General features: G+C 73.1%; 19 protein-coding genes and 1 riboswitch. Of the genes, 11 read left to right on the top strand and 8 right to left on the bottom strand.

The window, feature by feature from the left end; translation table 11 throughout:
- Positions 1-128 precede the first annotated feature (128 nt).
- Complete coding sequence (locus ABWI04_RS20205; protein WP_345171704.1) at positions 129-932, top strand: transporter substrate-binding domain-containing protein; 804 nt, start codon at positions 129-131, stop codon at positions 930-932.
- 7 nt (positions 933-939) lie between these two features.
- Here ABWI04_RS20205 and ABWI04_RS20210 read toward each other — a convergent pair whose 3' ends face one another.
- Both ABWI04_RS20210 and ABWI04_RS20215 read right to left on the bottom strand, forming a co-directional pair.
- On the bottom strand, positions 940-1,647 hold the full coding sequence (locus ABWI04_RS20210; protein WP_353833396.1) for a hypothetical protein: 708 nt from the start codon (positions 1,645-1,647) through the stop codon (positions 940-942).
- Positions 1,644-2,273 (bottom strand): RNA polymerase sigma factor, encoded by a 630-nt coding sequence (locus tag ABWI04_RS20215; protein WP_345171700.1) that lies wholly within the window; start codon positions 2,271-2,273, stop codon positions 1,644-1,646. The genes ABWI04_RS20210 and ABWI04_RS20215 overlap by 4 nt, the downstream gene beginning before the upstream one ends.
- A 120-nt stretch (positions 2,274-2,393) precedes the next feature.
- Here ABWI04_RS20215 and ABWI04_RS20220 point away from each other — a divergent pair, with 120 nt between their 5' ends.
- The 3 genes from ABWI04_RS20220 to ABWI04_RS20230 all read left to right on the top strand — a co-directional run bounded on the left by ABWI04_RS20220 (position 2,394) and on the right by ABWI04_RS20230 (position 5,918).
- Entirely contained in the window at positions 2,394-2,954 is a 561-nt protein-coding gene (locus ABWI04_RS20220; RefSeq protein ID WP_353833398.1) for a hypothetical protein, read from the top strand.
- A gap of 1 nt (position 2,955) precedes the next feature.
- Positions 2,956-5,133: a bifunctional polysaccharide deacetylase/glycosyltransferase family 2 protein gene (locus ABWI04_RS20225; RefSeq protein WP_353833399.1), complete on the top strand. Its 2,178-nt coding sequence runs from the start codon at positions 2,956-2,958 to the stop codon at positions 5,131-5,133.
- A gap of 176 nt (positions 5,134-5,309) precedes the next feature.
- The gene (locus ABWI04_RS20230; protein ID WP_353833401.1) at positions 5,310-5,918 is read left to right on the top strand and encodes a TenA family protein; all 609 of its coding nucleotides are present in this window, start codon (positions 5,310-5,312) and stop codon (positions 5,916-5,918) included.
- A 4-nt stretch (positions 5,919-5,922) separates the two neighbouring features.
- On the opposite strand, the gene ABWI04_RS20235 is transcribed toward ABWI04_RS20230, so the two are convergent.
- On the bottom strand, positions 5,923-7,002 hold the full coding sequence (locus tag ABWI04_RS20235; RefSeq protein ID WP_353833402.1) for an alkene reductase: 1,080 nt from the start codon (positions 7,000-7,002) through the stop codon (positions 5,923-5,925).
- 114 nt (positions 7,003-7,116) lie between these two features.
- Between ABWI04_RS20235 and ABWI04_RS20240 the strand changes: the two genes are divergently transcribed.
- Positions 7,117-7,548: a MarR family winged helix-turn-helix transcriptional regulator gene (locus tag ABWI04_RS20240; protein WP_353833403.1), complete on the top strand. Its 432-nt coding sequence runs from the start codon at positions 7,117-7,119 to the stop codon at positions 7,546-7,548.
- A gap of 178 nt (positions 7,549-7,726) precedes the next feature.
- On the opposite strand, the gene ABWI04_RS20245 is transcribed toward ABWI04_RS20240, so the two are convergent.
- From ABWI04_RS20245 to ABWI04_RS20255, 3 genes are all read right to left on the bottom strand, one after another.
- Positions 7,727-9,958, bottom strand: coding sequence for a heavy metal translocating P-type ATPase (locus ABWI04_RS20245; RefSeq protein ID WP_353833404.1), 2,232 nt, complete (start codon positions 9,956-9,958; stop codon positions 7,727-7,729).
- A 28-nt stretch (positions 9,959-9,986) separates the two neighbouring features.
- Entirely contained in the window at positions 9,987-10,955 is a 969-nt protein-coding gene (locus ABWI04_RS20250) for a DUF8832 domain-containing protein (RefSeq protein ID WP_353833405.1), read from the bottom strand.
- Between the two features lie 65 nt (positions 10,956-11,020).
- Positions 11,021-11,227: a heavy-metal-associated domain-containing protein gene (locus ABWI04_RS20255; protein ID WP_141579550.1), complete on the bottom strand. Its 207-nt coding sequence runs from the start codon at positions 11,225-11,227 to the stop codon at positions 11,021-11,023.
- 197 nt (positions 11,228-11,424) lie between these two features.
- On the opposite strand from ABWI04_RS20255, the gene ABWI04_RS20260 reads away from it, so the two are divergent.
- Positions 11,425-12,288 carry an Fpg/Nei family DNA glycosylase gene (locus ABWI04_RS20260; protein ID WP_345171683.1) on the top strand — a complete coding sequence of 288 codons (864 nt, stop codon included), beginning with the start codon at positions 11,425-11,427 and terminating at the stop codon, positions 12,286-12,288.
- A gap of 123 nt (positions 12,289-12,411) precedes the next feature.
- On the opposite strand, the gene ABWI04_RS20265 is transcribed toward ABWI04_RS20260, so the two are convergent.
- Entirely contained in the window at positions 12,412-12,711 is a 300-nt protein-coding gene (locus ABWI04_RS20265; RefSeq protein WP_345171681.1) for an SSI family serine proteinase inhibitor, read from the bottom strand.
- Positions 12,712-12,920: 209 nt separating this feature from the next.
- Here ABWI04_RS20265 and ABWI04_RS20270 point away from each other — a divergent pair, with 209 nt between their 5' ends.
- The 4 genes from ABWI04_RS20270 to ABWI04_RS20285 all read left to right on the top strand — a co-directional run bounded on the left by ABWI04_RS20270 (position 12,921) and on the right by ABWI04_RS20285 (position 17,881).
- The gene (locus ABWI04_RS20270; RefSeq protein WP_353833406.1) at positions 12,921-13,256 is read left to right on the top strand and encodes a rhodanese-like domain-containing protein; all 336 of its coding nucleotides are present in this window, start codon (positions 12,921-12,923) and stop codon (positions 13,254-13,256) included.
- A gap of 173 nt (positions 13,257-13,429) precedes the next feature.
- A riboswitch (TPP riboswitch) is annotated at positions 13,430-13,547 on the top strand.
- Positions 13,541-14,887 (top strand): purine-cytosine permease family protein, encoded by a 1,347-nt coding sequence (locus tag ABWI04_RS20275; RefSeq protein ID WP_345171677.1) that lies wholly within the window; start codon positions 13,541-13,543, stop codon positions 14,885-14,887. It overlaps the preceding riboswitch by 7 nt.
- Before the next feature lie 64 nt (positions 14,888-14,951).
- Positions 14,952-16,964, top strand: coding sequence for a sensor histidine kinase (locus ABWI04_RS20280; protein WP_353833407.1), 2,013 nt, complete (start codon positions 14,952-14,954; stop codon positions 16,962-16,964).
- A gap of 371 nt (positions 16,965-17,335) precedes the next feature.
- Positions 17,336-17,881: an ATP-binding protein gene (locus tag ABWI04_RS20285; protein ID WP_345171673.1), complete on the top strand. Its 546-nt coding sequence runs from the start codon at positions 17,336-17,338 to the stop codon at positions 17,879-17,881.
- A 181-nt stretch (positions 17,882-18,062) separates the two neighbouring features.
- Here ABWI04_RS20285 and ABWI04_RS20290 read toward each other — a convergent pair whose 3' ends face one another.
- A complete protein-coding gene (locus tag ABWI04_RS20290) occupies positions 18,063-19,271 on the bottom strand; it encodes an arginine deiminase (RefSeq protein ID WP_345171671.1) in 1,209 nt (402 codons plus the stop codon).
- 42 nt (positions 19,272-19,313) lie between these two features.
- Between ABWI04_RS20290 and ABWI04_RS20295 the strand changes: the two genes are divergently transcribed.
- Positions 19,314-19,940, top strand: a 627-nt coding sequence (locus ABWI04_RS20295) for an MFS transporter (protein WP_353833408.1), incomplete at its 3' end; no start/stop codon positions are given.

The raw sequence follows: 19,940 nt of genomic DNA on the forward strand, positions 1-19,940 counted from the left end.
GCCGTGGCGGCGGGCGGCGGCGGGAGGACCGGATGCGGTCACCGGGTGGAGGGACGTCCGGCCGCCTGCCACCGTGATGACGGTTGCGCCCTGCCCGACCGGCCGGGGCCGTGGGCGGAGGGCGAGGGATGCGGCGACCGATCGCGGCGGCGCTGGCGGCCCTCCTGCTGACCGGCGGGTGCGCCGGACGCGATTCGGCGTCCATCCTCGACGGGGAGACGCTGACCGCGGGCGTGCGCCCGGACCTGCCGGGTATCGGTTTCCGGCGCCCGGACGGCGCGTTCGAGGGCCTGGACGTGGACGTGTCCCGCTACCTCGCCGCGCGGATGGGGAAGAAGATCCGCTTCGTCCCCGCGCTGGCGAGGGACCGGGAACGGCTGCTTCGCGACGGGGACGTCGACATGGTCCTGACATTCTGGATCGAACCGGAATGGAAGCAGCGGCTCGCGTTCGCGGGCCCGTACCTCCTGTCGTACCAGGACATCCTGGTCCGCGCCGGCGAGCGCGGCGTGCACGGCGTCCGCGACCTGAAAGGGCGCCGGATCTGCGCCGTCACCGGCTCGGGCGCGGCCGAGGCGGTGACGGTCGAGCGGCAGGTGCCGGCCGTGCCGGTGGCCGCGCGCTCCTACGACGAGTGCATGCGCATGCTGGCGGGCGGCCGCATCGACGCCATCACCACGAACGACACCATCCTGGCCGGGCTGAGGGCGCGGTGGGGCGCCGGGTTCCGGCTGCTGAACGCCCGGTTCGGCGAGCGGCGGACGGGCATCGCCGTCCGGCGTGGCGACCCCGACGGCTGCGAGGCGCTCAACAGGGCCATCACCCGGATGTACCAGGACGGGACGATGGCGGCGATCATGCACAGGTGGTTCGGCTCGTCGGGCCTGGACCTGTCGGACGTGCGGGTGCCCCAGTTCGAGGGCTGCCTCTGACCGCCGCTCACCGGCCGCCGCCGCCGCCGAGGGGGGCGTCGGTCCGGGAGCCACCGTGGTTTCCGCCCTGCGGGGCGTCGCCGGCGCCCCCGTTGCCCAGGGTGCCGTTCTTCTTGTTCGGGTTGCTCGTCTTGATCGGGGCGGTCGGGCGGGTCGTGCCGTTGTTGCTCCCCGGACCGCGGGGAGGCGTCGGCTTCGTCTTCGTGCCCGTGGTCTTCTTCTGCAGGCCGGGCGCGGACGTCTTGCCGGTCTCGCCCTCGCCCTCGCCCTCGCCCTCGGCCCTGCCCTCCTCCCGGGAGGGCCTGGGCGACGGCTCGATGCCGGGACGTTGCGAGGGGCGGGACCCGGGGCCGCCGCCCGGCTCGCGGGTCTTGCGCTCGTGAGGCGTCGACGAGGGCCCGGGCGCCGCCTCCTGACCGGGGAAGTTCCCGGTCGCGAAGGCCACGCCGCCGGACAGCAGGATCGAGCCGCCCACCACCGCGATGACCTTGACGGTCAGGAACCGGCGCAGGGCCGCGGCCCGGGAGCGGCGGGCCGGCCGGGGGGCGGCCAGGAAGGCGGCGACGGCGGCGTCCTCTCCCGCGAGCTCACCGGGGCGGGCCGGCGCGGAGGCCGCCGCGAGCAGTTCGCGCAGCTCGGCGTGGCCGCCGGCGCCGTCGAGCAGCCGCTCGGCGGCGCGCGGGTCCAGCCGTCCGGGCTCGGTGTCGTCGCTCATATCACCCCTTCAGCGCCGCTGCCGCCGCTTCTGTCACCCTGGACGAGGGGGCGGGAGCCCGGCGCGCCGTCGGCCGCGTCCGCGCGGGACGCCGGCAGCCGCTCGGCGAGCCGCCGCAGGCCCCGGTAGGCCGCGGTCCGCACGGCGCCCGCGCGCTTGCCGAGCACCTTGCCCGCCGTCTTGGCGTCCAGGCCCACGACGACGCGCAGCAGCACCGCCTCGGCCTGGTCCCGGGGCAGGTCGGCGATCAGCCGGAGCGCCCGCTCGGTGGCGAGGCCGTCCATGGCGTCCAGCTCGGTGTCGGCATCGGCGGCCATCGCGACCAGCTCCTCGACCGGGAGGTCGGAGCCGGGGCGGCGGGACTTGCGGCGCAGGTGGTCCAGCGCCCGGTGCCGGGTGATCGTCGCGGTCCAGCCGCGGAACCCGTCGAGGTCGCCGCGGAACGCCGGGAGGTCACGGGCGATCTGCAGCCACGCCTCCGACGTCACGTCCTCCGCGTCCGCGCCGACGATGGCCCCGGCGAAACGGATCAGGCGGGGCTGCACGTCGCGGTAGAGCATGCGGAAGGACTCCTCGTCGCCGTCCTGCGCCGCCCGCAGAGCCCGGCCGAGCTCGTCCTCGTCCACCGCGCCATTGTGCAGGCATTCCCGTTGTGGTGTGACACGTACGCGCGGGTTCGCGCTGATGGAGTGAAAACCCCTCCCGCCCGGCCGCCCCGGCCCCCTCGCACGAGATGACGGACGAAGATGATCGGCAATGCCTCGCACGACCGGGACGAACTGCTTGTCACCGGCATAGCGCCGGTCGCTCCGCCGCCCCGGCCTCTCGCGGAGCCCGTTCCGCTGGAAGAGGCCGAGGCGATGCCCGTCTTCGTCGACGCTACCGGGTGGCGGGCGCGGCTCGGACGCCGGCTGGGCCTGCTCGTCGGCGCGGTGCTGCTGGTGTTCCTGGGCGCGCTCGGCCTCGGCCTGACCACGGGCGCCGACGTTCCGCTGACGCCGTGGAGCGAGCCGTCCGCCCAGCCGCGGGCGAAGGTGAACCGCCCGAGCGTCCCGGCGGGGAAGGCGGGTGAGCGGGCTCCTGCCGCGCGTCCGCTGCCCACCGGACCGGGCGCCCGGTCCCCGCGCACGCCGGTGGTGCCCGCCGGGCCCGGGGCGTCGGCGGCTCCCGCGCCGTCCGGGGCGCCCGCAGCGCCGTCGGCTCCCGCGGCTCCGCCGGCGGCGACGGCGACGAGCACCACCACGAGCGCGCCGGGCAGGTCGCAGGCGACGCCCCCCGCGTGGGGCCACAAGAAGAAGAACGGCTGACATGGGGCGCGGGGAACCGCGGGGGCACTGGATCCTGCTCTCGCTCGGCGGCCTGGTGCTGGCCGTCCTCCTGCTGATGGACGGCTTCGCGGGCGGCACCGTCGGCGAGGCCCCGCGGGCCGATCCGGGGCATTCCGGGGCGGTTCCGTCACGGGTGACCGAGGGCGGTCCCGTCGTCAACCTCTCCGGCGGCGTCCCGAAGAGCCGCCGCATGCCCCCGAAGACGATCGCGCTGACGTTCGACGACGGGCCCGACCCCGAGTGGACGCCGCGGATCCTGGACGTCCTGCGCCGCCACGACGCGCACGCCACGTTCTTCACCGTCGGCTCGCACGTGGCCCGCGAGCCGGCGCTGACCCGCCGCATCCTCCGCGAGGGCCACGAGATCGGCTCGCACACCTACACGCACGCCGACCTCGCCGCCGCGCCGCGCTGGCGGGCGCGCCTGGAGATGGACCTCACCCAACGCGCGCTGGCGGGCGCGGCGGGCGTCCACACCAGGCTGATGCGGATGCCGTACTCCTCCCGCCCGGACGGCCTGACCGCGCCCGAGTGGCGCGCGGCCGAACGGGCGGGAGGGGACGGCTACATCGTCGTCCTCACCGACCGCGACACCGAGGACTGGTCGCGTCCCGGAACCGAGACGATCGTCCAGCGGGCGCTGGCGGCGGGGGCGCGCGGCGAGGGCGCCGTCGTGATGCTGCACGACTCGGGCGGCGACCGGTCCGAGACGGTCGCGGCGGTCGGGCGGATCCTCGACCGGCTCCAGCCGCAGGGCTACCGCTTCACCACGCTCGCGCAGGCACTGGACATGCCGCGCGCCGAGGTCGCGGTGCCCGCGCGCGAGCGGGCCGTCGGCTGGACGCTGGTGACCGCCCAGCGCGCCGCGTCCGGGCTGACCGGCGCCATGAGCGCGGTCTTCGGGGTCGCGGGCCTGCTCTGCGTGCTGCGCCTCGTGGCGCTGCTGGTGTTCGCGCACGTCCACATGCGCCGGGTGCGGCGGCCCGCGGGCCGGCGGCGCAGGCCGACCGGGCCGCCCCCGCCGCCCGGCGGGCTGCCGCCGGACCCGTTCCCGCCCGTCTCCGTGGTCGTCCCGGCCTACAACGAGGAGGCCGGCATCGCGGCGACGGTGACCACGCTGCTGAACACCGACTATCCGGGCACCGTCGAGGTGATCGTGGTGGACGACGGGTCGACCGACGGCACGGCCGCGATCGTCGAGTCCCTGCGCCTGCCCGGGGTGCGGCTCCTCCGCAAGCCGAACGGGGGCAAGCCGAGCGCGCTCAACGCGGGCGTCGCCGCGGCGCGGTCGGAGATCCTCGTGCTGGTGGACGGCGACACCGTCTTCCAGCGCGACACCCTCCGGCACCTGATCGCGCCCTTCGCGGACCCGGAGGTGGGCGCGGTCAGCGGCAACACCAAGGTCGCCAACCGGGGCGGCCTCCTCGGCCGCTGGCAGCACATCGAGTACGTCATCGGCTTCAACCTCGACCGGCGGATGTTCGACCTCCTGCAGTGCATGCCGACCGTGCCGGGCGCGATCGGGGGGTTCCGTCGCTCCGTCCTCGCCGAGGTGGGCGGGGTCCCGGGCGAAACGCTCGCCGAGGACACCGACCTCACCATGGCGATCTGCCGCACGGGGCGGCGCGTGGTCTACGAGGAGAAGGCCCTGGCCTGGACGGAGGCGCCGGCGTCGCTGCGGCAGCTGTGGAGGCAGCGGTACCGCTGGTGCTACGGGACGATGCAGGCGATGTGGAAGCACCGGCGCTCCGTCGTCGACCGCGGCGGCTCGGGGCGGTTCGGCCGCCGCTGCCTGCCCTACCTGACGGTGTTCCAGGTGCTGCTGCCCCTGTTCGCCCCGGCCATCGACCTGTTCGCGGTGTTCGGGCTGATCTTCCTCGACCCGCTGGTCCCGGTCGTCTCCTGGACGCTCTTCGTCGCCGCGCAGGCGGCCGCCGGCGCCTACGCCCTGTGGCTGGACGGCGAGTCCGTCCGCCCGCTGTGGGCGCTGCCGCTCCAGCAGTTCGTCTACCGGCAGCTCATGTACCTGGTCGTGGTGCAGTCCGTGGTGACCGCGCTGCTGGGGGCCCGCCTGCGCTGGCACACCATCCGCCGGACCGGGACCTTCGCGGATCTCGGGAGCCGGGAACAATCCCCGGGGCCCGTCGGTTACACATGACAGCCGGTGTGCCTGGTGTCCCCGGGCCTCACCTTTCGCCTTCACGGAATACCGTTCGGCTGGAGCCGTGTTGTGCCTTTCGCCGAGAGGCGACCCGCACACCGGTGCAAGACCAGGGCCCCGCCGGGTCGCACGACCCGGCGGGGCCCTGGTCGTGTCTGCGGCAGACTGGCGCCATGAGTCTCGCCGCGCACCTGGAGGAACTCGGCCGCCCGCTGGTGGACGAGCAGCTCCAGCACCCCACCGTGAAGGGCATCGCCCAAGGCAACCTCGACGAGGCCGTGTTCCGCTCATGGCTGGAGCAGGACTACCTCTTCCTGCACGACTACGTGCGGGTGTTCTCGCGCCTCGCGTGGCAGGCCCCCGACGCCCACCTCGGCGACCTGGTCGACCTGGCCCACGCCACCTTCCACGATGAGCTCGACCTGCACCGCTCCCTCTCCGCGAGCTTCGCCGCCGACCTCGACGGCGCCCGGAAGGGGCCCGCGTGCGCCGCCTACACGTCCTTCCTGCTGGAGAGCGCCGCCGTGTACGGCGACGGCCTCGCGGCCTTGTACCCCTGCATGTGGGGCTACTCCACGCTCGGGCGGATCCTCGCCGAGAACCCGCCGGCCGAGCCCCGCTACCGCCGCTGGGTCGACACCTACGCCGACCCCGGCTTCGCGGACCTCGCCGCCCGCATCGCCCAGATGATCGACGAGGCGGACCCCGACCCCGCGACCGCGGAACGCCTCTTCATGGAGGGCATGCGGCACGAAGTGGCCTTCTGGTCCGTGGAGTCCTGAGCCGTCACACCCGGGCGAGCGGGGGATAGTCGACGTAGCCCTCGGCGTGGCCTCCGTAGACGAGCTCCTCCACGGCGCCGGCGAGCGGAGCCGACGCCGCGAACCGCGCGGGGAGGTCGGGGTTGGAGATGAAGAGGCGGCCGTAGGAGAAGACGTCGGCCAGGCCCGCCGCGACGACCTCCTCGCCGGCGCTCCGGGACGTCGGCTCGGGGCCGTTGAAGTTCCCGATCAGCGTGCCCGACCAGCGGGGCCGCAGGTCGGCCAGTGCCCCGTACGCGCCGCGCTCGATGACGTGCAGGTAGGCCAGGCCGAGGGGGTCGAGGGCGTCCACGAGGGCGCGGTAGGTGCCCCGGGGGTCCTCCTCGGCGATCTCGTTCTCCGGGTTGCCGGGGGAGACGCGCAGCCCGACCCGCTCCGGCCCGACCGCGTCCGCGACGGCCCGCACGACGTCGAGCGCGAAGCGCAGCCGGCCCTCGCGGGAGCCGCCGAACCGGTCGGTGCGCCGGTTGGTGTTCTCGGCCAGGAACTGCTGGACGAGGTACCCGTTCGCGCCGTGCACCTCGACGCCGTCGAACCCGGCCCGGACGGCGTTGCGCGCTTCGGCCGCGAACGCGGCGATCGTCTCCTCGACCTCGGCGGTCGTCAGGGCGCGCGGCGTGACGTGGGGGACGTTCCCCTCCCTGGTGTGGATGCCCGCGGACCGGATGCGCACCGCCGAGGGCGCCACGGGGGCCGCGCCGCCCGGAAGGGTGAGCGGATGGGACATCCGGCCCACGTGCCAGAGCTGGGCGAAGATCGTCCCGCCCTCCCGGTGCACGGCGTCCGTCACCTCGCGCCACCCGGCGACCTGCTCCTCCGTCACCAGGCCGGGGATGCCGGGCCCGCCCTTGCCGAGCGGGTGCGGCCAGATCCCCTCGGTGACGATCAGCCCCGCGGTCGCGCGCTGGGCGTAGTACTCCGCGGTCAGCGGGTGGGGGACGCCGGTCGCGTCGTCGGCGCGGCCCCGCGTCATCGGCGCCATCGCGATCCGGTTGCGCAGCCTGAGGTGGGGGCCTTCGTACGGGGCGAGCAGGGGGCTGGTCATCGTCTTGTCCCTCCGGTCGAGCGCCGGGCACTTTTATGCATCTGCATGAGTTGTATGTACATGCACATGTTGGCATCGCGGGTAAACTGGCGTCAAGAGAAAGTGGGGTGCGCGATGAGCGCTGGCACCGAGGCCATGGCGGACGGCGCGCTGTGGGACGGCATCGTCGTGCTTCACGGACGGGTCGAGCACCGGCTCGCCAAGGCACTCCAGCGCCGCCACGGGATCGGCCTGTCGGAGTACCGCGCGCTGTGCCACCTCGCCCGCGCCGAGGACGGGGAGCTGCGCATGCAGGAGCTCGCCGACCTGATCGGCCTCAACCAGAGCTCGGTCAGCCGCCTGGTCGCGCGCCTGGAGTCCGCCGGCCTCACCCGCCGCGCGATGTGCCCCAAGGACCGCCGCGGCGTCTACACCGTCATCACCGACGAGGGCCGCGCCGTCCAGGACAAGGCCGCCCCCACTTACGTCGAGACCCTCACCGAGTCCCTGGACGAGGCCGCCGCCGACCCGGCCCTCGCCCCGTTCCTCACTCGCCTGCGCCCCTGACAAAGCGCGACGCCCCGGCACCGAGCCCGAAGACCCGGCGCCGGGGCGCTCACATGGACCGGTGCACCCGCCACGCAACGACCTCAGCTGTCGCGATCGCGTGCGAAGCCGGAGCGACGCGTTGACCGAACGGGTCGTGCCGTGTCGGGCCCCCGTCCCGACACGGCACGACCCGTGATCAGTTAAAACGCCGCAGGCGCAGGCTGTTCGTGACCACGAAGACCGAGGAGAACGCCATGGCGCCTCCGGCGATCATCGGGGTGAGCAGGCCCGACGCCGCGAGGGGCAGGGCGGCCACGTTGTAGGCGAAGGCCCAGAACAGGTTGCCCTTGATCGTGGCCAGCGTGCGGCGCGACAGCCGGATGGCGTCGGCCGCGGCCCGCAGGTCGCCGCGCACCAGGGTCAGGTCGGACGCCTCGATCGCCACGTCCGTGCCGGTGCCCATCGCCAGGCCGAGGTCGGCCTGGGCCAGAGCGGCGGCGTCGTTGACCCCGTCGCCGACCATGGCGACCGTCCGCCCCTCCGACTGGAGGCGCTTGACGACGTCCACCTTGTCCTGCGGCAGGACGTCGGCGATGACCTCCTCGATCCCCACCTCGTCGGCGACCGTGCGGGCCACCGTCTCGTTGTCGCCGGTCAGCAGGACCGGACGCAGCCCGAGCTCGCGCAGCCGCTCGATGGCCTCCCGGGAGGTGGGCTTGACCTGGTCCGCGACGGTGATGACCGCGCGGGCCTCGCCGTCCCAGCCGACCGCGACGGCGGTGTGGCCGAGGGCCTGGGCCTTCTCCATGGCGCGTTCGAGGTCGGGCGTGAGGTGCTGCGACCACTCGGCGAGCAGCCGCGGGCGGCCCGCCAGGACGCCGTGGCCGTCCACCATCCCCTGGACGCCGAGGCCCTCGACGTTCGCGAAGTCCTCGACCGTGCCGAGGTCTCCGACCCGCTCGGCGGCGCCCCTGGCGATGGCCTGGGCGATGGGGTGCTCGGACGCGTTCTCCAGCGCGCCCGCCAGCCGCAGCACGTCCTCCTCCGCGACGCCGTCGGCGGTGATGACGTCGACCAGGGCCATCTTGCCGGTGGTGACGGTGCCGGTCTTGTCCAGCACGACGGTGTCGATCGCGCGGGTGGACTCCAGCACCTCCGGGCCCTTGATCAGGATGCCGAGCTGCGCGCCGCGCCCGGTCCCGACCATCAGCGCGGTCGGGGTGGCCAGGCCGAGGGCGCACGGGCAGGCGATGATCAGCACGGCGACCGCGGCGGTGAAGGCGCCGGCGAGGGGTTCGCCGGTGCCGATCCAGAAGCCGAGCGTGCCGAGCGCCAGCGCGATCACGACCGGGACGAAGACGCCCGAGATCCGGTCGGCGAGCCGCTGCACCTGCGCCTTGCCGGTCTGCGCGTCCTCCACCAGCCGCGCCATCTGCGCGAGCTGGGTGCCGGAACCGACCCGGGTGGCGCGCACCAGCAGCCGGCCGCCCGCGTTCACGGTCGCGCCGACCACGGTGTCGCCGGGTCCGACCTCCACCGGGACCGACTCGCCGGTCAGCATGGACGCGTCCACGGCGGACGAGCCCTCCTCGACCGCGCCGTCCGTGGCGATCTTCTCGCCGGGGCGGACGACGAACAGGTCCCCCTCGGCCAGCCGGTCGACCGGGATCCGCTCCTCGCGGCCGTCCCGGACGACCGAGACCTCCTTGGCGCCGAGTTCCAGCAGGGCGCGCAGCGCGGCGCCCGCACGGCGCTTGGAGCGCGTCTCGAAGTACCGCCCGGCGAGGATGAACATGATCACGCCGGAGGCGGCCTCCAGGTAGATGTTCATCGACCCGTCCGAGCGGGTCATCGAGAACTCGAACCCGTGCTTGATGCCCAGCTCTCCCGCGGTGCCGAAGAACAGCGCCCACAGCGACCACGCGAACGCGGCCAGCGTGCCGAGCGAGATCAGCGTGTCCATGGTCGCCGTGCCGTGCCGCAGGTTGACCGCCGCGGCCCGGTGGAACGGCCAGCCCGCGTACACCACGACGGGGGCGGCGAGCGTCAGCGACAGCCACTGCCACGCCTCGAACTGGAGCGCCGGGACCATCGCCATCGCGATCACCGGGATCGACAGCACCACCGCGGTGACCAGCCGCTGCCGCAGCGGGCGCAGCTCGTCGGCCGGCTCCGGGGCCGCCTCGCCGGCGGCCTTCGGCGGGGCGGGGAGGGCGGCGGAGTAGCCCGCCTTCTCCACTGTGGCGATCAGCTCGTCGGGCGAGACCTCCGGCGCGAACTCGACCCTGGCCTTCTCGGTGGCGTAGTTGACCGTGGCGGTCACGCCGTCCATCTTGTTGAGCTTCCGCTCGATGCGGTTGGCGCACGACGCGCACGTCATACCGCCGATCGCCAGCTCGACACGCCCGGACACAGCGTCCGTGCTCATCGCGTCCTCCTCTGCCTCGATCGGAACGTCAGTGGGTGTGGGGCCGGTCGTCGTGGCCCGGTTCGGGCTCCTCGCCCTGTTCCTGGGCGGGGACGTTCCCGGCGTGCACCGTGAACTCGGCCGTGCGGACCTTGCCGTCGTGCTTGAAGTCCAGGTACAGGCGGTACGCGCCGGAGCTGGGCGCCTCGGCGAAGAACGTGATCCCGGGGCCGGGCTCGGTCTCGCCGTCGCCGGGCTCCCCGTCCGGGTGGACATGGAGGTAGGCCAGGTCGCCCTGCCGCAGCGCGACGAGGTGCCCGTACGCCTCAAGGTACGGCTCCAGGTCGGTGACCGGCCTGCCGTCCTTGCTCACGCTCAGGGTCAGCTCGGTCGACTTCCCGGGAGTGAGGCCCCCGGTGAGCCGCACCTCGTAGCCGTCCACCTTCGCGACCTGCTCGGGCCCGGGCAGCGGCGCGGGCTTCAGGTCGCCGGGGACGAACACGTCCGTGCCGAGCGTGAGCTGCCGCTTCGCGCCGTCCGGCTGGATGTCGGTGAAGAACCGGTACACGCCGGGCTTGGCCAGCGTGATCGGGACGGTCCAGACGCCGCCCCCGGCCTCGGTCGGGTGCACGTGCTGGAAGCCGGACAGGTCGCGCCGCGCCACGATCAGGTGCAGGCGCTTGCCGTGCAGCGGCTTGAACCCGGTGACGGGCTTGCCGTCCGGCCCGTTGATCGTGAACCGGAAGTCCGTCTTCTCCCCGGCGGTGAGGACGGTCCGCTGCGGGGCCAGCGTGAAGCCGTCCTCCGACACCTGGAGGCCGCCCGGCGCGTGGGACGCCGCGGTCTCGTGCCCTCCGCCGCCGTGCCCTCCGCTGCCGTGCCCGCCTTCGCCGTTCTCGTGGGACGCCATCTTCGCCGTTCCTCCGACGGGGCCGACGATCTTGCCGACGCTCGCGGCGCCGCCGAAGACGACCGCCAGGCCCACCGCGTAGGCCCCCAGCCTGGTCGCGCTGTTCATTGCCGTTTCACTCCGCTCGGTGTTGCGAGGGACGCACCCCGCCGCGGGGGCGAGGCGCGGTCCGCTCAGGAGGTCAGCTGGTATCCGGCCTCCTCGACGGCGTCCTTGACCCGGGCGTCGTCGAGGGGGGTCTCGCTCGTGACGGTGACCCTGCCGGTCTGGAGGTCGACGTCCACGCCGGTCACACCGGCGATCTGCTCGACCTCCTCGGTCACCGAGCTCACGCAGTGGCCGCAGGTCATTCCGCTGACGGTGTAGGTGGCGGTGCTCATCGTCTTCTCCCTCGGTGTTTTACCCCTGGGGGGTATCTCGTGGGCCTCATGCTGCCATAACCGGACACCCGTGACAACCCCTGGGGGGTATGGGTGATTCCGAGATCCGGGTCACACCGCCCCCAGGTTTTCCACAGGCGTCCACAGGGCTGTGGACGGACGTTCCGGCAGCGTGCCTCGTCGCGGATACTGAACCCATGCCTGAGCTACCTGAGGTGGAGGCGCTGGCGGGGTTCCTGCGGGAGCGCGCGGTCGGCCATGCCGTCGCCCGCGTCGATGTTCTCGCCATCTCCGCGCTGAAGACCTACGACCCGCCGGTGACCGCGCTCGGCGGGCTGACCGTCACCGGCGCGACCCGGCACGGCAAGTTCCTCGACCTCGACGTCGACGGGCTGCACCTCGTCGTCCACCTCGCCCGCGCCGGCTGGCTGCGCTGGCGCGACGAGATCCCGGCCAGGCCCGTCCGGCCCGGAGGCAAGAACCCGCTCGCCCTGCGCGTGCACCTGGACGACGGCTCGGGCTTCGACCTCACCGAGGCCGGCACCAAGAAGGGCCTCGCCGTCTACGTCGTCCGCGACCCCGACGACGTGCCCGGCGTGGCTTCACTCGGCCCCGACCCGCTGGACGAGTCGTTCACCACCGCCGCCCTGGCGGGGATCGTCAACGGCAAGCGCAGCCAGATCAAGGGGCTGCTGCGCGACCAGAAGGTGATCGCCGGTATCGGCAACGCCTACTCCGACGAGGTGCTGCACGTCGCCAGGATGTCCCCCTTCAAGATCGCGTCCTCGCTGACCGAGGAGGACGTCGCCGTCCTGCACGAGGCGATCGTCACCACGCTGCGGGACGCGGTGGAGCGCTCGCGCGGCCTCGAAGCCCAGGACCTCAAGGGCGAGAAGAAGACCGGCCTGCGGGTGCACGGGCGCGCGGGCGAGAAATGCCCGGTGTGCGGGGACACGGTGCGCGAGGTGTCGTTCGCCGACTCGGCGCTCCAGTACTGCCCCACCTGCCAGACGGGCGGCAAGCCGCTCGCCGACCGCCGCATGTCCCGCCTCCTCAAGTAGCGGGCCCCGGGCGCCGTGAGACGGGCCAGGCCCCGGCGGGTGCCGGGGCCTGGCGACGGGAGTCGGGGACGGAGCCGGAACGGGGATGGCTCGTCCGGACGGGACGAAGGATCGGGGACGGGATCAGCGGACCTTCGGGACGTTCCCGAAGACCGGGCCGATCTGGCTCCAGCGGTGCAGCTGGCAGCCGTCGTCGCGGGTGAACGTGGTGTCGATCCGCTTGCCCTGCCAGGTGCCCTCGACCGTGGCGATCTCCGGACCGCCGTAGATCTTGGTGCACATCTGGTCCTTGGGGACGGGCGCGAAGGGATCCTTGACCTTGGTGAGCGCCGCGCAGGCGCCGGCCGCCTCGGGATGGTCCCCGCCCGGCGGGGCGCAGGTCAGCCTCCAGGTCTTGGCGGGCGCCTCCTTGGAGGCCTTCACCCGCACGGTGAGCGTGTCCGCCGGTGAGCCGGACGGCTGCACGGACGTCGTGCCCGAAGGCGCTCCGGCGGAGTTTCCGTTTGCCTGTTCGTCGCCGCAGGCGGCCGTGGACAGGAGCAAGGCCAGCCCGGGCGCTGCGAAAACGAGCGTCCGATACCGCATGCGTGATTCGACGCAGGGGGGCTTCGCACGGTTCCATGGGGGGTGTGATGAATTTCGGGGAAGACGTGCCGGCCGTGGTCGCCGCGGATGTTCCGCAGGACGGCTACCTGCTGGACGTCCGGGAGCAGGACGAGTGGGACGCGGGCCACGCGCCCGCGGCGGTCCACATCCCCATGCGCCATCTCGGCGACCGCGCCGGCGAGATCCCCCGCGACCGGGAGGTCTACGTGATCTGCCGGTCCGGGGCGCGGTCCGCCCAGGTCACGTCCGCGCTCAATCAGGCGGGGTGGCTGGCGAGGAACGTCGGCGACGGCATGCACGGGTGGGCCGAGGCGGGCCGGCCGATGGAGGGCGCGGGGGACGGTCCACCGTACGTCGCGTGAGCGTCGATGTCGCTGCGTGAGCGTCGATGACGTCGCGTGAGCGTCGATGTCGCTGCGTGAGCGTCGATGTCGCTGCATGAGCTCGATGACTCTGGGGGATCTGAAAACTTTCGCGTGATCTGACCCGGTTGCCCTCTTCTGGGGCGTGACGGGCGGTTGTACGATCGGGCCTGACCGATGACCGCGGGAGCTCGGGCCACAGCCGGGCTGAGAGGGCGGCCTCCAAGGCGTCGCCGACCGCATGAACCTGTCCGGGTAATGCCGGCGTAGGGAGTGTGTGTCCCGTGACGTCCGACGTCGAAAAGCGCCCTCAGGGCGAGCGCGCCCCCGACGAGGTCCCCTTCACCCTCGACGAGCCGGCCCCCAAGGTCCTCGGATTCTGGGACCAGAGCGCCTTCTGGGGGAACCTCGGGGTCAGCCTCCTGGCCTTCTCCGGCGCCTACACCGTCCTCGCGCCGGACGCCGGCGGCCGCCCCACGATCTCGATCATGGCGGGCATCGTCGCGATGGCCGTCGGGACGGCCCTCGGCGGGCTGATGCTCGGCCTGGCCGCCGTGCCCGGCGCGCGGACCGGGCAGCCCGCGATGGTGCTGCTGCGCGGCCTGTTCGGCGCGAAGCTGTCGTACGCGCCGACCGTCCTCAACATCGCCCAGCTCGTCGGGTGGGGGACGTTCGAGCTGATCGTCATCGCCGACGCCGCCCGCGAGCTGTGGGACGGCGTCCCGCGCTGGGGCTACGTGGTCGCCGCGGGCGCGATCACCACCGTGCTGACGGTCTGGCCGCTCGGCTCGGTGCGGCTGCTGCGCCGCTACGTGACCGTCGCCGTGGCGATCGCGCTCGTGTACTTCTACGTCCAGCTCGTCCGGGAGCCGCTGCCCGACCTGACGCAGGGCTCCTGGGGCGGGTTCTGGCTCGGCGCGGACGCCGCGCTGGCCGTGTCGATCTCCTGGGTCCCGGTCGCCGCCGACTACACCCGGCACGCGCGCACCGAGCGCGGGGCCTTCGGCGCCGCGGCCGTCGGCTACTCCGTCACGCAGATCGTCGCCTACGTCCTCGGGCTCCTCGCGCTGGCGCTGGTGGCGGGCGACTCGAGCAGGATCTTCGACCCGTTCCTGGGCGTCTCGCTGGGCGTGGTGTTCTTCGCCGTGTTCGTGCTGCGGGAGGCCGACCAGTCGTTCGCCGACACCTACTCCACGGCGGTGTCGATCCAGAACCTGTTCCCCCGGGCCGACCGCCGGGTGCTGAGCGTCGCGCTCGGCGTCGGCATCACCGTGCTCGCGCTGGTCCTCGACATCGGCGACTACGCGGGCTTCCTGTCGCTGATCGGATCGGTGTTCGTGCCGATGCTCGGCGTCCTCGCCGCCGACTTCTTCCTCGGCCGCCGCCGGGCCGGCGGCTGGGACGTCTCGCGGACCGCGCCGTCCCGCTGGGGCATGATCGCGGCATGGGCGATCGGGTTCGTCGTCTACCAGCTCGTCAACCCGGGCACGGTCGCGCGGTGGACCGCTTTCTGGTCGGACGTGCGGGACGCGCTGCACTTCACGCCGCAGGCGTGGATGAGCGCCTCGCTGCTGTCGTTCCTGGTGGCGGGGGTCGCGGCCCTGCTCATCGGTAGGCTTACCAGACGGTAAGGTTTGGGTCGAAAGCAAGTTTCGGCGCAAGTTGCCCGGCGCCATGCCGGAGTGCGGTGGCACGATGACAGACGTGTATCAGCACGTGCACGATCCGATCGCGCGGGCCGTCATCGAGAGCGCCGCCGACGCGATCGTAGCCGTGGACCAGCGGCACCGGGTCACCGTGTGGAACCCGGCGGCCGAGCGCATGTTCGGCTGGAGCGCCGAGGAGATGCTCGGCCGGGTCCCGCCGATCGTCCCGGACGAGCTGAAGGCCGAGCACAACGCCGTCCAGGAGCGGCTCCTCACCCGGCGCGGCGGCGAGGGCGAGACCGACGGCGGGCAGATCTCGATCGCCACCCGCCGCTTCCACCGCGAGGGCCGGCTCATCGACGTGCGCATCGACACGAGCCTGCTGAAGGATCCGAGGGGCACGCTGCTCGGCTGGGTCGGGGTGTACCACCCGGTCGAGGACGACGAGATCGTCCAGAACCGGATGACCGAGCGGGCCCGGCTGGTCCGGCGGCTGAACGACATCGTCGCCGATCTCGGAGCCGAGCTCGACCTGGCCGTCGTGCTCGACCGGATCACCGCCGCGCTCATCGAGCTGACCGGGGCCGACGCGGGCGGGTTCGTCAAGATCGAGGGCGAGCGGCTGCGGCTGGTCAGCATGTCGGGGCTGCCGGAGCGGATGCGCGGCCGGTGCGCCGAGCTGCGGCCGAGCCTGGTCGGGGAGCTGCTGCGGTCGGGCAAGACCGTCAAGCTCGCGACGGGCGAGCGGCGCCTCGGCGACCTGATCTGGTCGGAGCTGCCCGGCCTGCACACGATCGCGCTCGGCCTGTCGTACCTGCAGAACCGGCCGTACGGCGCTCTGTACGCGCTATTCTCCGGACGCAAGGTCGGGCACACCGAGCTCGAACTGCTGGAACTGCTCGCCGGGCACGCCGGGGTCGCGGTCGGCAACGCCGTCGCCTACGCGGAGGTCGTCCGGCAGCGGGCCCACGAGCGCGCCGTCATCGACTCCAGCGCCGACGGCATCGCGGTGCTGGACCACGACCTCGTCGTCCGGCACTGGAACAACTCCGCGCACACCCTGACCGGCATCCCGCCGGAGGACGCGATCGGGCGCCCGCTGCCCTTCGACATGCCCGATCTCGGCGAGATGCTCACGTTCCGCCTGGAGTCGGGCACGTGGCTGAACGTGCTGGCCGCCGAGATCGAGGAGACCGGCGAGCTGGTCGTCGACTTCCGCGACGTCTCGGAGGCCAAGGCGCTGGAGGAGGCCAAGGACCTGTTCCTCGCCACGACCAGCCACGAGCTGCGCACCCCGATCACGGTCGTGCAGGGGTTCGCGTCCACGCTGGTCAACCGGTGGGACGAGCTGACCGACGCCGACCGCCGCGCCGCGGTCGCCACCATCGCCGAGCGGGCCCAGTCGCTCGGGCGGCTCGTGGAGCACCTGCTGCTCGGGTCGCGCGCCGGGGCCGACGAGCTGGCCGTGACGATCGAGCCGTTCGATCTCGGCCGCGTCCTGGAGGGCGTGGTCGCCGGGTTCCGCTCGCTGTCGCCGCTGCACCGGGTGGAGCTGGAGATCGCCCCCGACCTGCCGCCGTGCAGCGGGGACGCGATGGCCACCGACATCGTCCTCGGGCAGCTGCTGGAGAACGCGTTCAAGTACTCCCCGGACGGCGGGACCGTGCGGGTGCGGGCCCGCCGCGAGGGTTCCGGCATCGTCGTCACGGTCTCCGACGAGGGCATCGGCATCCCGGCCGGCGACCATGAGCGGATCTTCGAGCGGTTCGTCCAGGGCGACGCGGGCGACCGCCGCCGGTTCGGCGGCATCGGGCTCGGCCTCTACATCGTCAGACGGCTGACGGAGGCGCAGGGCGGCACGATCTCCGCGCACCCGGCCGAGCGTGAGACATCTCACAACGAAACCCCCCAAACTCTGAATAACCAGTCAAATCCCTCTGAAAACACCCACGAAGAACAGGCGGGTCGACTACTCTCCGTCACGAACGGGCGGGGACCCGCAGGTGGCGCGCGGGCGGGCGAGGGGACGTGCATGCGCCTGGTGTTGCGTTCGGCGCGCTGAGCGGACGGTTACTTACCGTGCGGACAGTCCGTCCCGGGCGGTCCGGTGAGACGGGCGTGACCAGCGCTTTCGGCGGTCTCGCGGGGTGGCAGGCTGGGAACGGTGCGGAGAAGTGCGGTGACGGCGGCGTGTGACGGACGAAACGCGTGCGCGAGGAGTAAATCCGCCGTTGGCTGGATAGATCCTTGGTTGGTCGCCGTTGGTGACGAGATTCCGATCCCGGGGGTGATCACCGTGACCGGACGGCGGATGACTCGTTGTGCAGGTGGTGAACTGGTTCGTCCTGGTTTCCCGTCATGGCCATCAGGGCATTTCGGACGTACCGGAAGGGTGATGACGGGACTCGTCCGAGTGAGCGGAGCATCGGGGAGGTGAGGGCGTCGAGCGTCGTACTGCTACCACACGCACCGTCCAGCGTCGCGGTCGCCCGCAGGCGCCTCAGCTCGGAGCTGGCCGATTCGGGCGTCTACGACTCCGTCGTGGACGACGCCAGTGTCATCGTCAGCGAGCTGCTCAGCAACGCACTGCGGCACGCGCGGCCGCTGCCGTCCGGCCAGGTGAAGGTCTGCTGGCTCTGCCGCGGCGACCTCCTCGAACTGGAGGTCAGCGACGGCGGCGCCATGACCGAGCCGCGCCGGGGACCGGGCACGCTCTCCTCGCTCGGCGGGCGCGGGCTCGGCATCGTCGAGGCGCTGTCCGAGGGCTGGGGGGTGCGCCACGAGGACGGCACCACGACCGTCTGGGCCATCCTGCGGACGCCCAGGTCGTCCGGCGACGAGCGGATGGCCGCTCCCGCCGGCGCGCACGCCGTCGTCCCGGATCTCTCCGCCTTTCCGGACCTGCTCGACGAGCCGGATGAAGACCTCTGCAACGGAACCAGGAGTGAAGTAGCTCCAAGTCGGGCATATCCGGCATAGAGCGACCCTGCCTGGAAGGAACCCCGCCCGACCTTGTATGGTCCTCTCCAACGCTCGGGCGATGTCGTGCCCCCGTCGACATCGCGAGCGTTGATGGTTCTTCCCGGCGCCGCGCGCCTCTGAGCCCCCGGCGCCGGGAAGAACGCAGAACCCTCTTCTCCCCGGCCGCCCCGGGCGCGGCTCAGATCTCCTCGCGCAGGATCGGGCACGACATGCAGCGGGGACCGCCCCGCCCCGTCCCGAGCTCGCTCCCGCTGATCCGGATGACCTCGATCCCGGACGCCTCCAGCTGCGCGTTGGTCTCGATGTTGCGCTCGTAGGCGACGCACAGGCGCGGCGCCACGGCGAGGGTGTTGTTCCCGTCGTCCCACTGCTCGCGCTCGGCGGTGACCGGGTCGAGACCGGTGTCGATCACCTTGAGGCGGTCCAGGCCCATCGCGTCGGCGGCGGCCTGGAGGAACGGGCGCGGCTCGGCGACGCGCAGGTGGCCGTCGTCCAGCGTCACCGTGTAGGCGGTGAGCGAGTGCGCCACCGGCGGGTACATCACGACGGTGTCGACGTCGACCATCGTGCAGACGGTGTCGAGGTGCATGGTGGCGCGCTCCTGCGCGATCGGCACGGCCAGCACCGTGCGGGCCAGCCCGGCCCCGATCACCTGGCGGGCCAGGCGCTCGACGCCCGCCGGCGTCGTCCGCTCGCCGGTGCCCACGGCGATCACACCCGGGCGCAGCAGCAGGACGTCGCCGCCCTCCAGGTGCTCCAGGGACGGGCTGTAGACCGGCTCCACCCCGGCGAACCGCGGATGGTGCGCGTAGATCAGGCCGGTGAGGGCCGACTCGCGCCGCCGCGCCTCCATCGCGAGGCTCGTCACCGCCACGCGGTCGCCGATCCACGTGCTGTTGTCGCGCGTGAACAGCAGGCCCGGCAGCGGGTCGACGATGAAGTCCCGCTCGTCCATCAGCCGGTAGACCAGGCCGTGCCCGGCCTTCAGCTCCTCGTGCGCGAGCCCGGCGATCAGCGTGTGCGCGAGGTTCTCGGGGTCGAGCCCGCGCAGGTGGTCCTCGACGACGCGGCGAAGCTGGTCCCCGAGGCGCAGGTCGACGATGGCGTCGGCGATCGCCTGCTCGCGCGCGGCCTCGTACTCCAGGGCGTCCTGCAGCAGCTCGGTCACGTACAGGACCTCGACGCCGCGCGACCGCAGCGCCTCGGCGAACGCGTCGTGCTCCTCCTGCGCCCGGCCCGCCCACGGGATCGCGTCGAACAGGAGCTTGTCGCTGTTGCGCGGGGTCAGCCGCTTGAGCTCCGCGCCGGGGCGGTGCAGCAGCACCGTCCTCAGCCGTCCGACCTCGCTGGTGACCCGGTGCTCGTGCGCTGTCTTCGCTGCCGTCACCCTCCGCAGTCTAGGCGGCGGACGGTATGCCACCATTCGAGGGTGATCGGCAGGAACGCGGGGCTGCCCCTCCACCTCACCTCGGCGACGATGCTGCGCGTCTCCGCCGAGGGCGTCGCGACCGCGCTGGTCCTGACCGTCCAGGCGCGGACCGGCCACGCCGCCACCGCCGGGTACCTGCAGACCGCGATGACGCTGCCGTACGTGCTGAGCGGCCCCGTGATCGGGAACGCGCTGGACCGGGTGGCGCGCCCCCGCCGCGGCGCCGTCGCCCTCGCCGCCTGCTACGTCGCCGCGACCGGGCTGCTGCTGGTCCTCGCGGGGCGCTCGCCGCTCGCCCTGGCGCTGGTCGTCGCCGCCGTGATCGGCTGCACCGAGCCCATCGTCGTCGCGCTGACCAGCCTGCTGCCCCGGTTCGTCCCGGCCGGCCGGCTCTCGCGCGCCTACGGGCTGGAGGCCTCCAGCTACAACCTCGCCGGGATCGCCGGCCCCGGCCTCGCCGCCGCCCTGGCCGCCCTGGCCGGCGGCCAGTACGCCGGGACCGCCGTCGTCGCGGTCGGCGTCCTCGGCCTCCTGACCCTCCCGTTCCTGCCCTTCCCCGGCCCGTCCGCGAGCGTCCTCGGGCTGTTCCGACCCGCGCAGGAAGCAGTCGACGGCGCGTTGGGGGCG

This window comes from Actinomadura sp. NPDC000929 (assembly GCF_040492065.1).
Classification (GTDB): domain Bacteria; phylum Actinomycetota; class Actinomycetes; order Streptosporangiales; family Streptosporangiaceae; genus Spirillospora; species Spirillospora verrucosospora.